Here is a 13,558-nt window from a genome sequence, read left to right on the forward strand (position 1 = left end):
TTCCCGTAAGGGTAAGGACTATGCTCAACGTTTGATTTTGTTTCGCCTGCTTGAGAATAAGGAAATAACTATGCAACGCCGTGATTTCTTAAAATATTCCGTCGCGCTGGGCGTGGCTTCGGCTTTGCAGCTATGGAGTCGGTCTGTTTTTGCCGCAGAACGGCCAACGCTACCGATTCCCGATCTCCTCACCTCTGATGTTCGTGGCCGCATAAGATTATCAATCATGCAAGGCCAGTCCACTTTTGGCGGAAAAACCGCGACCACCTGGGGCTATAACGGCAATCTGTTGGGGCCTGCTGTGAAGTTACAGCGCGGCAAAGCCGTAACGGTTGATATCTATAACCAACTGGCGGAAGAGACGACGTTGCACTGGCACGGGCTTGAAGTGCCGGGAGAAGTGGACGGCGGCCCACAGGGGATTATTCCGCCTGGCGGTCAACGCACGGTGACGCTGAACGTCGATCAACCTGCCGCCACCTGCTGGTTCCATCCGCATCAGCACGGCAAAACCGGACGTCAGGTAGCGATGGGGCTGGCTGGTCTGGTGGTGATTGAAGATGACGAGATCCTGAAATTAATGCTGCCAAAACAGTGGGGTATCGATGATGTTCCGGTGATCGTTCAGGATAAGAAATTTAGCGCCGACGGGCAGATTGATTATCAACTGGATGTGATGACCGCTGCCGTTGGCTGGTTTGGCGATACGTTGCTGACCAACGGTGCAATCTACCCGCAACACGCTGCCCCGCGTGGTTGGCTGCGCCTGCGTTTGCTCAATGGCTGTAACGCCCGCTCGCTCAATTTCGCTACCAGCGACAATCGCCCGCTGTATGTGATTGCCAGTGATGGTGGTCTGCTGCCTGAACCGGTGAAGGTGAGCGAACTACCGGTGCTGATGGGCGAGCGTTTTGAAGTGCTGGTGGAGGTTAACGACAACAAACCGTTTGACCTGGTGACGCTGCCGGTCAGCCAGATGGGGATGGCGATTGCGCCGTTTGACAAGCCTCATCCGGTAATGCGGATTCAGCCGATTGCCATTAGTGCCTCTGGTGCTTTGCCAGACACATTAAGTAGCCTGCCTGCGTTACCTTCTCTGGAAGGGCTGACGGTACGTAAGCTGCAACTCTCTATGGACCCGATGCTCGATATGATGGGTATGCAGATGCTGATGGAGAAATATGGCGATCAGGCGATGGCCGGGATGGACCACAGCCAGATGATGGGCCATATGGGGCACGGCAATATGAATCATATGAACCACGGCGGGAAGTTCGATTTCCACCATGCCAATAAAATTAACGGTCAGGCGTTTGATATGAACAAGCCGATGTTTGCGGCGGCGAAAGGGCAGTACGAACGTTGGGTTATCTCTGGCGTGGGCGACATGATGCTGCATCCGTTCCATATTCACGGCACGCAGTTCCGTATCTTGTCAGAAAATGGCAAACCGCCAGCCGCTCACCGCGCAGGCTGGAAAGATACCGTTAAGGTAGAAGGTAACGTCAGCGAAGTGCTGGTGAAGTTTAATCACGATGCACCGAAAGAACATGCTTATATGGCGCACTGCCATCTGCTGGAGCATGAAGATACGGGGATGATGTTAGGGTTTACCACTGTATAACGTGCGACGCCTGTATTTTGTAATACAGGCGAAATTCTTAAAAATAGTCTCAGGTGAGAGATTATAAGTCTGAAAAGCATAAACTGGGCAAACACAATGGAATGCTGGGGCACCTGATTACGTGTTTTGTGTCGTAATACCTTGCAGGCACCACCACAATAATCAAAAAGGGAAATTTATGATTACGTTTCGACATCTGATTCTGACGTTTCTGCTTTCGTTTATGGTTGCGAATGCTAACGCCGACATAAAGCTGAAAAGCTAGTCTCTCCCAAACCTTAAATTGAGTATCGCAATCCCCGAAAATCTTCATGTTATGTCAGAGGAAATGGTAGCGACACTGCAACTGCCTCAGGAACCACAGGCAAATTATTACGATGAAGTAAAACGGGTACATCTTAATATTACGCAATGGCATCAGTCTTTGCCTGGCGAGCACCTGGATAGATTCAAGGAAATAACGCTTAACTCCCTGAAAAATTCTGCTCCCCAGGCTGAAGAAGTGGTGGTGGATGGGCATAAAGCATGGCTGCTTTCATATAGTTTGATACCAGGGAAAGTCAATAATTTAAGGTTGATTACATCACGGGACGGTAAGCTTCTCACGGGGGAGGTTTCTATGCCTGAAAATGCCGTTACGCAGTATCAGACACTAATGAAAAATGCACTCCTGTCGCTGAAATTTTCGAATGAGTAAATGATAAATACGAAATTGCCTGATGCGCTACGCTTATCAGGCCTACGTCAACTCTTCAATATATTGAATTTGAAGGGTTTTGTAGGCCGGATAAGGCGTTCACGCGCATCCGGCATGAACAAAGCGCACTTTGACAGCAATATGAGCAAATCTTAATTCACATCATCCGGCAGCGTATAAGCCACAATATAGTCGCCCATCTTCGTACCAAATGAACCGTGACCGCCTGCGGAGATCACCACATACTGCTTGCCATTCACTTCATAGGTCATCGGCGTCGCCTGACCACCCGCTGGTAAACGACCCTGCCACAGTTTTTCACCGTTGCTCATGTTGTAAGCGCGCAGGTAGTTATCTGCCGTAGCGGCGATAAACAGCACGTTACCCGCCGTGGAGATTGGCCCGCCCAGCATCGGCATACCCATATTGAACGGCACCGGAACAGGCATCGGGAACGGCATGCTGTCCTGCGGCGTACCAATACGTTTCTTCCACACGACTTCGTTGGTTTTCAGATCCAGCGCCGAGATATAGCCCCATGCTGGCTGTTTACACGGCAGACCAAACGGTGAAAGGAATGGATTGAGCGTGACGCCATACGGTACGCCATACTGCGGCTGAATGCCGGATTCCGTACCCGTGCCTTTGGCATCTTTCGGCTGTTCCATCGGATTACCCGGACCGCGCGGGATCAGTTTCGAAACAAACGGCAGCGCCATTGGGTTGGCAATTGCCACTTCGCGATTCGGATCAACGGAAATCCCCCCCCATTCGAACATCCCCAGGTTACCCGGGAAGACCAGCGTGCCCTGTTCAGATGGCGGCGTGAAAATGCCTTCATAGCGCATCTGGTGGAACATCACGCGGCACACCAGTTGGTCAAACATGGTGGCGCCCCACATATCCGCGCCGCTCAAATCTTTCGTCGGACGGAAACTCAGTTCAGAGAACGGTTGAGTAGGGGTAACGTAATCGCCTTTCGCAGCACCCTGCGGAACTGGTTTTTCCGGGGCCGGAACCACCAGTTCACCATTGCGACGATCGAGCACAAAAATGTTGCCGGTTTTCGCCGGAGCGTAAATGACCGGAACCTTTTGACCGTTAACGGTGATATCCGCCAGCGTTGGCTGTGCCGGAAGGTCCATATCCCACAGGTCGTGGTGAACGGTCTGATAGCTCCACGCCAGTTTCCCGGTAGTGGCATTCAGCGCCAGAATCGAGCTGGCATAACGTTCCTGTTCCGGTGTGCGGTTACCGCCCCAGATATCCGGCGTGGTCACGCCCATCGGCAGATAGACCAGATCAAGCTTCGCGTCATAGGCCGCTGGTGCCCACGAGTTTGGCGAGTTAAAGGTAAAGGTGTGTTCGTCAGACGGGATTGCGTTCGGATCTTTCGCGCCCGGATCAAAAGCCCACAGCAGCTCCCCGGTGTTAACATCAAAACCACGGATCACGCCAGACGTCTCGCGGGTTGAGAAGTTATCGGTGACTGAACCGGCCATCACGATGGTTTTATCGGTGATAATCGGCGGCGAAGTCGGCTCATACAGACCCGGTTTGGTGTCCGGCATATTGCTTTGCAGATTGAGCACGCCTTTATTGGCGAAGGTTTCGCACAGCTTGCCGTTTTCAGCGTTAATCGCAATCAGGCGACCATCATTGACCGGAAGAATGATACGACGCGGGCAATCCGCCATCACTTCCGGCGAGGCCGTTTCTGCTTTGGCTTCATGATAAGAGACGCCACGGCAGGTTACGTGCTGGAAAGACTCGTTGGTTTTCAGCTCAGGGTCGTAATGCCATTTCTCTTTACCGCTGGCGGCATCGAGCGCAAACAGACGCTGGTGAGCGGTACACAGGTAAAGGGTGTCGCCCACTTTAATTGGCGTCACTTCATTGGTGATTTCACCCGGATCGTTCGGCTGCTTCACATCGCCAGTACGGAACACCCAGGCTTCTTTCAGGTTGTGGACGTTATCGGCGTTAATTTGTTTCAGCGGCGAAAAGCGTTGACCTTCCTGATTACGGCCATATGCAGGCCAGTCCTGATCGGCAACGGGTGAGATAGCTTCGGCAGGCGCGGCATCGGCGCTTAAGGTGCCGTTGATTTCCTGCGGATCGTTAAATCCGGCCCAGGTCAGGATACCACCGCTAATCAGCAGTGCGACCACCAGTGCGGCAACTGCGCCGCTGGCAGGAATGACCAGGCGACGCCAGACAAACGGCAGGATCAGCCAGATGCCGAAGAAGACCAGAATGTCACTGCGCGGAGTCAGCGCCCAGAAGTCGAAACCAACTTCCCAGACGCCCCAAATCATAGTGCCAAGCAGCAGGGCGGCGTACAGCCAAAGTGCGGCACGTTTACTGCGCCACAGCATCCAGGCGACGCCGAGCATCACAAGGCCAGCGATAGGGTAGTACCAGGAGCCGCCAATCGCGACCAGCCAGCCTCCGCCAATGAGAAGATACAGCCCGCAAAGCGCTGCAAAAAGGGCTGTTAGCGTCACGAGTAGTCGTGGCGAGCCTGCATTGTTAATTGCCATAAAGAGATACCATTTCAATTCATTAATATTTTAGTAGCAATTAATTATAGGTTTTAACATGTGTGATCGTCATCACAATTTGAGCTTTATTAACAGATTCCGCGAATGAATCGTTTTGCTGGTATACTGCGTGTCTTGCGCTTTGTTGCGGTGCCAAAACCTGCCCGTGCGAAGTGATTTGTTTTTAAATCATATGGTTAGAGATATGAAACATACTGTAGAAGTAATGATCCCCGAAGCGGAGATTAAAGCGCGTATCGCCGAACTGGGTCGTCAGATTACTGAGCGTTACAAAGACAGCGGCAGCGATATGGTGCTGGTTGGTCTGCTGCGTGGCTCATTTATGTTTATGGCGGACCTGTGCCGTGAAGTTCAGGTATCTCATGAAGTCGACTTTATGACCGCCTCCAGCTACGGTAGCGGCATGTCCACCACCCGCGATGTGAAAATCCTCAAAGATCTGGATGAAGATATCCGTGGCAAGGACGTGCTGATTGTTGAAGATATCATCGACTCGGGGAATACACTGTCGAAAGTGCGTGAGATCTTAAGCCTGCGCGAACCGAAGTCGTTGGCGATTTGTACGCTGCTGGATAAACCGTCCCGCCGTGAAGTGAACGTACCTGTGGAATATATCGGTTTCTCGATCCCGGATGAGTTTGTGGTGGGCTACGGTATTGATTACGCACAGCGTTACCGTCATCTGCCGTATATCGGCAAAGTGGTGCTGCTGGACGAGTAAGTGTGAAGCTGCCGGATGTGTTGCATCCGGCATGGCATTTTTATTTGTGGTTGGCGTGTTTCAGCTTGAGGTTGGAAATCCCGTGACGGTAACGTTGCTCAAGGGTTTCGCGGTTGGTGGCGGTAACATCCAGATCACGCAGCAAGCCGTCGTGAATACCGTAGGCCCAGCCGTGAATGGTAACTTTCTGCCCGCGTTTCCACGCTGATTGCATAATGGTGGAATGGCCCAGGTTATACACCTGTTCCATAACGTTCAGTTCACACAAGGTATCCAGACGGCGCTCTTGCGGCATTTCGCCGAGCAATGAGCTATGTTTGAACCAGATATCACGGATATGCAGCAGCCAGTTGTTGATAAGCCCCAGTTCCGGGTTTTCAACCGCCGCTTGTACGCCGCCGCAACCGTAGTGGCCACAGATAATAATGTGTTCAACTTCGAGTACATCCACTGCATACTGAACCACGGAAAGGCAGTTCAGGTCGGTGTGAATGACCAGGTTAGCAACATTACGGTGAACAAAGAGTTCGCCCGGCTCAAGACCGGTTAAACGTTCTGCAGGAACGCGACTGTCGGAACATCCAATCCATAGAAAGCGCGGTTTTTGCGCTTGTGCCAGTTTCTCAAAAAACCCGGGATCCTCTTCCACCAGCATTTTTGACCATAGTGCATTATTGCTGATGAGTGTATCTATGTCTTTCATGGAGGTTAACGACCTGTAACCAAATAATTACGTTTGGCTAATATAGGGCAACTCCGGGACGATTTAAACCACAGATAAAGTGTAAGAACGTAAGGTAAGTAAAAATTTATGACCATTGCACTGGAACTTCAACAGCTTAAAAAAACCTATCCAGGCGGCGTTCAGGCGCTTCGTGGAATAGATTTGCAGGTCGAAGCGGGTGATTTTTATGCGCTTCTCGGGCCGAACGGGGCCGGAAAATCAACCACTATCGGTATTATCAGCTCTCTGGTAAATAAAACCTCCGGGCGGGTCAGCGTATTTGGTTACGATCTCGAGAAGGATGTCGTGAACGCTAAACGTCAGTTGGGACTGGTGCCGCAGGAATTTAACTTCAACCCGTTTGAAACCGTGCAGCAAATTGTGGTGAATCAGGCAGGGTACTATGGTGTGGAGCGCAAAGAAGCGTACATCCGCAGCGAAAAGTATCTTAAACAGCTCGATCTATGGGGAAAACGCAACGAACGTGCGCGTATGTTATCTGGCGGGATGAAGCGCCGTTTAATGATTGCCCGTGCGTTAATGCATGAACCTAAACTACTGATTCTCGATGAGCCGACCGCAGGCGTGGATATTGAACTTCGCCGCTCAATGTGGGGCTTTTTGAAGGATTTAAACGACAAAGGCACCACTATCATTCTCACCACACACTACCTGGAAGAAGCAGAAATGCTGTGCCGCAATATCGGCATTATTCAACACGGTGAGCTGGTGGAAAATACCTCGATGAAGGCGCTGCTGGCGAAGCTGAAATCGGAAACCTTTATTCTCGATCTCGCACCGAAAAGCCCGTTACCGAAGCTCGATGGCTATCAGTATCGACTGGTGGATACCGCGACGCTGGAAGTTGAAGTGCTGCGTGAGCAGGGGATCAACAGCGTATTCACGCAGTTAAGTGAGCAGGGCATTCAGGTATTAAGTATGCGTAACAAGGCTAACCGTCTGGAAGAGCTGTTTGTTTCACTGGTTAATGAAAAACAAGGAGATCGCGCATGATGCATCTTTACTGGGTGGCGCTAAAAAGCATCTGGGCGAAAGAGATCCATCGCTTTATGCGTATCTGGATACAGACGCTAGTGCCACCGGTCATCACCATGACCCTTTATTTTATTATCTTCGGTAACCTGATTGGTTCACGCATTGGCGATATGCATGGCTTCAGCTATATGCAGTTTATCGTGCCGGGGCTGATCATGATGTCGGTGATCACCAATGCCTACGCCAACGTCGCTTCATCATTTTTTGGCGCCAAGTTCCAGCGTAATATTGAAGAGTTGCTGGTCGCTCCGGTTCCGACGCATGTGATTATTGCCGGATATGTTGGTGGTGGCGTGGCGCGCGGACTACTTGTTGGCATGCTGGTAACAGCAATTTCGCTGTTCTTTGTGCCGTTTCAGGTGCATTCGTGGGTATTTGTCGCTTTAACGCTGGTGCTCACGGCGGTATTGTTCTCTCTTGCCGGATTGCTTAACGGCGTGTTTGCCAAAACGTTTGATGACATCAGCCTGGTGCCAACTTTTGTGTTAACGCCACTCACGTATTTGGGCGGGGTGTTTTACTCACTGACCTTGCTGCCACCGTTCTGGCAGGGGCTGTCGCACCTGAACCCAATCGTTTATATGATCAGCGGCTTCCGCTACGGCTTCCTCGGCATTAATGATGTGCCGCTGGTCACTACTTTTGGCGTGCTGGTTATATTTATTATTGCGTTTTATCTGATCTGCTGGTCGCTGATCCAGCGCGGACGCGGTCTGCGCAGCTAAGGCTATTTCCTCTCCTCTGGATTCGGGGGAGAGGAGTTTTGACGACTATCACCCTTTATCAACAATGGTCAGGGTAGACTGATTTTCGGCTAAGGAGGAAGGTGATGTTAGGTTGGGTAATTACCTGTCACGATGACCGGGCGCTCGAGATGCTTGATGCGCTGGAGAAAAAAAACGGATCGCTTCTTCAGTGCCGGGCGGTGAATTTCTGGCGCGGATTAAGTTCCAATATGCTAAGTCGCATGATGTGCGATGCTTTGCATGAAACAGATTCTGGCGATGGAGTTATCTTTTTAACTGATATTGCAGGTGCTGCGCCTTATCGTGTTGCGTCGTTATTAAGCCACAAACATTCTCGTTGCGAAGTGATTTCTGGTGTCACGTTACCGTTAATTGAGCAGATGCTGGCCTACCGTGAAACGTTATCCAGTGCGGAGTTTCGCGAGCGAATTGTCGAACTGGGTGGGCCTGAAGTCAGTAGTCTTTGGCACCAACAACAAAAAAATCCCCCCTTTGTCCTCAAGCATAATTGGTTCGAGTATTAAATCGCATCCCGATTTTGTTACACTAACGGCGCTGTTTCTCGCCTGGTAGTTTTCTCATGATTAAAAAGATTATTTTTTTACTGCTGCTGGTTTCATCTGGTGTCAGCGCAGCGCTTCCCGCGCGTTATATGCAAACGACTCAGGATGCGGCTATCTGGGGAAAAATTGGCGACAAAACGGTAACCGTCGGCAACATTCGCGCCGGGCAGATTATTTCGGTTATCCCAACCGCAGCCGATTATTATAAATTCAACTTTGGTTTTGCTACGGGATATATTGATAAAGGGCATCTGGAGCCTGTACAAGGGCGGCAAAAAGTTGAAGATGGCCAGGGGGATCTGAATAAGCCACTGAGTAACCAAAATCTTATTACATGGAAAGATACTCCGATATACAACGCGCCTGACGCGGGGAGTGCGCCATTTGGCGTGCTGGCTGATAATTTGCGTTATCCCATTATTAATAAATTAAAAGATCGCCTGAATCAAACCTGGTATCAAATTCGTATTGGCGAACGTCTGGCCTATATCAGTGCGCTCGATGCGCAGCAGGATAACGGTATTCCTGTATTGACCTATCATCATATTTTACGCGATGAAGAGAACACCCGTTTTCGTCATACTTCGACCACGACGTCGGTACGAGCTTTCAATAACCAGATGACCTGGTTGCGCGATCGTGGATATACCACGTTAACCTTGTATCAACTGGAAGGGTATCTGCGTAATTCAATGAATCTTCCGGCTCGCGCGGTGGTGCTGACGTTTGATGATGGCTTGAAATCAGTGAGTCGCTATGCGTACCCCATTCTGAAGCAATATGGAATGAAGGCGACGGCGTTTATTATTACCTCTCGCATCAAACGTCATCCACAGAAATGGAATCCGCAGTCATTACAGTTTATGAGTATTTCTGAACTGCGTGATGTTAGTGATGTTTTTGATTTCCAGTCACACACCCACTTTTTACATCGGGTTGATGGCTATCGCCGACCAATATTACTCAGCCGCAGTGAGCATAATATTCTGTTTGATTTCGAACGCTCTCGCCGGGCATTAAACCAATTTAATCCTCATGTTTTGTATCTTTCGTATCCGTTTGGTGGATTTAATGACAAAGCGGTGAAGGCAGCAAACGATGCCGGATTTCACCTGGCGGTGACAACCATGAAAGGCAAAGTAAAACCGGGGGATAATCCGTTGTTACTAAAACGACTTTATATCTTAAGAACGGATTCGCTGGAGACGATGTCGCGGCTGGTGAGTAACCAGCCGCAGGGATAACAATCAAGCAACCTGTACCGGAATCGCTTTCGCGGTACGTTTCATTTCATTGTCGCCTTCAAAATAGGCGACGTTGGGTCGCCAGGTGCGAGCTTCTTCATCTGGCATGGTAACGAAGCTGGCGATGATGACAATATCGCCGACACTGGCGCAGTGGGCCGCCGCACCGTTAACAGAAATAATTCTCGAACCGCGTTCTGCCGCGATGGCATAAGTGGAGAAACGCTTGCCGTTGGTGACATTCCAGATATCAATGGCTTCGTTTTCGAGAATACCGGCTGCGTCAAGAAAATCCTGGTCAATGGCGCAAGAACCTTCATAGTGCAGGTCCGCATGAGTCACTTTCACGCGGTGGAGTTTGCCCTGCAGCATCGTGCGAATCATAACTTCTACCTTTCTACCCTGTCGTTAACGAAGCAGGCGGTGCCTGCTTTGAGGAAATTCTCACGCAGTATTGCCCGATTTTTGTTTAGTGTCTACTCATCTGACGGCATTTGCATCAGCAGTTTGCGTACCGCGCCGAAGCGTGCCATGTATCGCCTGTAACGAATTGATATTTCTCTGAACGCTGCTCGGTAAACAATAAAGAGGTGGCTGACGATAGCACGCCTTGACTGGATACTGCCTTCACGCAAGACAACACGGAAGACAGGGAAGATGGATGCACCGAGTACTACACCGCATGACGCGGTATTTAAACAATTTTTAATGCATGCGGAGACGGCTCGCGACTTTCTGGAGATACATTTGCCAGTGGAATTACGCGAACTTTGTGACCTCAACACGCTTCATTTAGAGTCGGGGAGTTTCATTGAAGAGAGCCTGAAAGGGCACAGCACTGACGTGCTCTATTCCGTACAGATGCAGGGTAGTACGGGTTATCTGCATGTTGTGATTGAACACCAAAGCAAGCCGGATAAGAAAATGGCCTTTCGCATGATGCGCTATTCCATTGCTGCCATGCACCGGCATCTGGAGGCGGATCACGATAAGCTACCGCTGGTGGTGCCGATTCTGTTTTATCAGGGCGAGGCCACACCTTATCCGCTCTCAATGTGCTGGTTTGATATGTTTTACTCGCCGGAGCTGGCGCGACGAGTCTACAACAACCCTTTCCCGCTGGTGGATATCACCATCACACCGGATGACGAAATCATGCAGCACCGGCGGATTGCGATTCTCGAACTGCTGCAAAAACATATTCGCCAGCGCGACTTAATGTTATTGCTGGAGCAACTGGTCACGCTGATTGACGAAGGGTACACTAGCGGAAGTCAGTTAGTTGCCATGCAAAACTATATGCTGCAACGTGGTCATACTGAACAAGCGGATTTGTTTTATGGTGTGGTGAGAGACAGGGAAACAGGAGGGGAGTCTATGATGACGCTGGCGCAGTGGTTTGAAGAGAAAGGAATTGAGAAGGGGATTCAGCAGGGAAGACAGGAGGAAAGGCAAGAATTCGCCCAGCGTTTTCTGAGTAAAGGGATGTCTCGGGAAGACGTTGCAGAGATGACAAATTTATCTCTTGCAGAGATTGATAAGATAATTACCTCTAACTAAGTTGTCTGCGTTATGAATAATCGCTTACAGATAACGTGGCAATGAATAATTGGCGCCATCAGCCGTAGCGCCAGTTATACTCGTCATACTTCAAGTTGCATGTGCTGCGCCTGCGTTCGCTCACCCCAGTCACTTACTTATGTAAGCTCCTGGGGATTAATGAGAGACATCCATGTCTCTCACCGAAGTCCAGCCTGCGGCTGGGCAAATTCGTTCCTGACGAATTTGTCACTCGCTTGCCGCCTTCCTGCAACTTGAATTATTTAGAGTAAAAGCATTACGCCAGTTCGACGATTTTGTTGTCGATCAGGCGAGCATCGCCAAGCCAGGCGGCTACCAGAATTACTGCCCGTTTGCTGTTTTCAGAGACTTCCAGCAGCGTGTCGGCATCGCGAATCTGAATATCATCGGCGCGGAAGCCTTTTTCATTCAGTTCTTGCCCTGCAATGGCAATAATTTCATCGAGATCCCGCTCGCCAGCCTGTAATTTGTCGGCAATCGAACTTAAAACTTTGTACAGACCGGGCGCAATTTTGCGTTGTTCTGCCGTCAGATAACCATTACGGGAACTGAGCGCAAGGCCATCTTTGGCGCGCATAATCGGGACGCCAACAATCTCAATATCGAAGCCCATATCGGCAACCATTTTGCGGATCAGCGCCAGTTGCTGAAAGTCCTTTTCACCGAAGCAGGCGATGTCCGGCTGGACCAGGTTAAACAGCTTGCTGACGATAGTCGAAACGCCGCGAAAATGCCCCGGACGGCTCGCGCCTTCCAGCATGGTCGAAAGCCCGGGAACGTCAACGTAAGTATGGGTCTCAGTACCGTTCGGGTAGATCTCTTTTACCGAGGGCGCGAAAACCAGATCCACTTTGCGCTTGTTCAGCTTTTCGCAGTCTTCCTGTAAGGTCCGTGGGTAACGAGCCAGGTCTTCCGGGCGGTCGAACTGCATCGGGTTAACGAAAATACTGACGACGACCACATCGGCGCGGGCTTTGGCTTCGTCGACCAGCTTCATGTGACCATCATGCAGGTTGCCCATGGTAGGTACCAGCGCCACGCGCTTGCCCTCCATACGCAGGCGGCGAATTTGCTGGCGCAGCAGTGGCAGGGTTTCGATAATTAACACAACGTCACTCCTTAATGGAAACTGTGTTCTTCGCCCGGATAAACGCCGGACTCCACTTCAGCCATATACTGCCGCACAGCCGCGCGGATGTCGCCCGTTTCAGCGAGGAAATTTTTGGCAAATTTAGGGATATGGCCGCCGGTAATGCCGAACGCATCGTGCATCACGAGGATCTGCCCGTCAGTGACGTTGCCTGCGCCAATGCCTATAACCGGGATCGCCAGTGCTTCGGTAATACGTTTTGCCAGTTCAACCGGCACGCATTCCAGCACCAGAAGTTGTGCGCCTGCCGCTTCTAATGCTAATGCATCGCTGAGCAGTTGATCGCCTGCCTCGCCACGCCCTTGTACTTTGTAGCCGCCGAAAATGTTCACTGACTGCGGCGTTAAACCTAAATGACCACATACCGGAACCGCGCGTTCAGTCAGCATCTGCACGGTTTCCACCAGCCATGCGCCACCTTCGATTTTGACCATATTGGCTCCGGCACGCATTACTGTGGCGGCATTTTCAAAGGCTTGTTCCGGCGTGGCATATGCCATAAACGGCAGGTCAGCAAGTAGCAGGCAGTTTGGTGCGCCGCGACGTACAGCGGCAGTGTGGTAGGCAATATCGGCAACGGTTACCGGCAGAGTGGAGTCGTGGCCCTGAACGGTCATGCCCAGCGAATCACCCACCAGCATCACGTTCAGACCTTCGTCAGCAAACAGTTTGGCGAAGCTGTAGTCGTAGGCAGTGATGGTTGCGAAACGTTTTTTTTCCTGTTTGCATTTTTGCAATGAAGCAATGGTGGTCGGTTTCATAACGTACCCTGATGGCTAAAGTCAGATTGATCGCATTCTAACAGTCGAAATCAGGGGGGCAATGGTTTTTAGTGTGGGGAAAATGTTCGCACCAGAGCAGAACTCTGGTGCGATGAGGAAGGAATGA

Annotated in this window: 13 protein-coding genes; 8 read left to right on the forward strand and 5 right to left on the reverse strand. The window is 50.7% G+C overall.

Annotated features, from left to right (window positions below):
• Positions 1 to 70 precede the first annotated feature (70 nt).
• Positions 71 to 1,624, forward strand: a complete 1,554-nt coding sequence (gene cueO, locus D9742_RS02985) for a multicopper oxidase CueO (RefSeq protein WP_130235938.1) — start codon at positions 71 to 73, stop codon at positions 1,622 to 1,624.
• A gap of 328 nt (positions 1,625 to 1,952) precedes the next feature.
• Positions 1,953 to 2,321, forward strand: coding sequence for a hypothetical protein (locus D9742_RS02990; protein WP_130235939.1), 369 nt, complete (start codon positions 1,953 to 1,955; stop codon positions 2,319 to 2,321).
• Between the two features lie 152 nt (positions 2,322 to 2,473).
• Here the strand turns inward: D9742_RS02990 and gcd are convergent, their stop codons facing one another.
• The gene (gcd, locus tag D9742_RS02995) at positions 2,474 to 4,864 is read right to left on the reverse strand and encodes a quinoprotein glucose dehydrogenase (protein WP_130235940.1); all 2,391 of its coding nucleotides are present in this window, start codon (positions 4,862 to 4,864) and stop codon (positions 2,474 to 2,476) included.
• Positions 4,865 to 5,069: 205 nt separating this feature from the next.
• Between gcd and hpt the strand changes: the two genes are divergently transcribed.
• Positions 5,070 to 5,606, forward strand: coding sequence for a hypoxanthine phosphoribosyltransferase (gene hpt, locus D9742_RS03000; protein WP_130235941.1), 537 nt, complete (start codon positions 5,070 to 5,072; stop codon positions 5,604 to 5,606).
• A 40-nt stretch (positions 5,607 to 5,646) separates the two neighbouring features.
• Here hpt and can read toward each other — a convergent pair whose 3' ends face one another.
• Positions 5,647 to 6,309 carry a carbonate dehydratase gene (gene can / locus D9742_RS03005; RefSeq protein ID WP_000651599.1) on the reverse strand — a complete coding sequence of 221 codons (663 nt, stop codon included), beginning with the start codon at positions 6,307 to 6,309 and terminating at the stop codon, positions 5,647 to 5,649.
• A 108-nt stretch (positions 6,310 to 6,417) separates the two neighbouring features.
• On the opposite strand from can, the gene D9742_RS03010 reads away from it, so the two are divergent.
• The 4 genes from D9742_RS03010 to D9742_RS03025 all read left to right on the forward strand — a co-directional run bounded on the left by D9742_RS03010 (position 6,418) and on the right by D9742_RS03025 (position 9,939).
• The gene (locus tag D9742_RS03010) at positions 6,418 to 7,344 is read left to right on the forward strand and encodes an ABC transporter ATP-binding protein (protein ID WP_000150637.1); all 927 of its coding nucleotides are present in this window, start codon (positions 6,418 to 6,420) and stop codon (positions 7,342 to 7,344) included.
• Positions 7,341 to 8,111 carry an ABC transporter permease gene (locus tag D9742_RS03015; RefSeq protein ID WP_064525104.1) on the forward strand — a complete coding sequence of 257 codons (771 nt, stop codon included), beginning with the start codon at positions 7,341 to 7,343 and terminating at the stop codon, positions 8,109 to 8,111. Before D9742_RS03010 ends, D9742_RS03015 begins: the two co-directional genes overlap by 4 nt.
• A gap of 104 nt (positions 8,112 to 8,215) precedes the next feature.
• The gene (locus D9742_RS03020; protein ID WP_130235942.1) at positions 8,216 to 8,656 is read left to right on the forward strand and encodes a PTS sugar transporter subunit IIA; all 441 of its coding nucleotides are present in this window, start codon (positions 8,216 to 8,218) and stop codon (positions 8,654 to 8,656) included.
• Positions 8,657 to 8,712: 56 nt separating this feature from the next.
• Positions 8,713 to 9,939, forward strand: a complete 1,227-nt coding sequence (locus tag D9742_RS03025; protein WP_130235943.1) for a polysaccharide deacetylase family protein — start codon at positions 8,713 to 8,715, stop codon at positions 9,937 to 9,939.
• 3 nt (positions 9,940 to 9,942) lie between these two features.
• Here the strand turns inward: D9742_RS03025 and panD are convergent, their stop codons facing one another.
• A complete protein-coding gene (gene panD / locus D9742_RS03030; protein WP_000621515.1) occupies positions 9,943 to 10,323 on the reverse strand; it encodes an aspartate 1-decarboxylase in 381 nt (126 codons plus the stop codon).
• A gap of 273 nt (positions 10,324 to 10,596) precedes the next feature.
• Between panD and rpnC the strand changes: the two genes are divergently transcribed.
• Positions 10,597 to 11,499 (forward strand): recombination-promoting nuclease RpnC, encoded by a 903-nt coding sequence (rpnC, locus tag D9742_RS03035; protein WP_130235944.1) that lies wholly within the window; start codon positions 10,597 to 10,599, stop codon positions 11,497 to 11,499.
• A gap of 277 nt (positions 11,500 to 11,776) precedes the next feature.
• On the opposite strand, the gene panC is transcribed toward rpnC, so the two are convergent.
• Together panC and panB are read right to left on the reverse strand one after the other, a co-directional pair.
• Positions 11,777 to 12,628, reverse strand: coding sequence for a pantoate--beta-alanine ligase (panC, locus tag D9742_RS03040; RefSeq protein WP_000905368.1), 852 nt, complete (start codon positions 12,626 to 12,628; stop codon positions 11,777 to 11,779).
• A gap of 11 nt (positions 12,629 to 12,639) precedes the next feature.
• On the reverse strand, positions 12,640 to 13,431 hold the full coding sequence (gene panB / locus D9742_RS03045) for a 3-methyl-2-oxobutanoate hydroxymethyltransferase (RefSeq protein ID WP_098030058.1): 792 nt from the start codon (positions 13,429 to 13,431) through the stop codon (positions 12,640 to 12,642).
• Positions 13,432 to 13,558 lie beyond the last annotated feature (127 nt).

It is taken from the genome of Escherichia sp. E1V33 (genome assembly GCF_004211955.1).
Classification (GTDB): domain Bacteria; phylum Pseudomonadota; class Gammaproteobacteria; order Enterobacterales; family Enterobacteriaceae; genus Escherichia.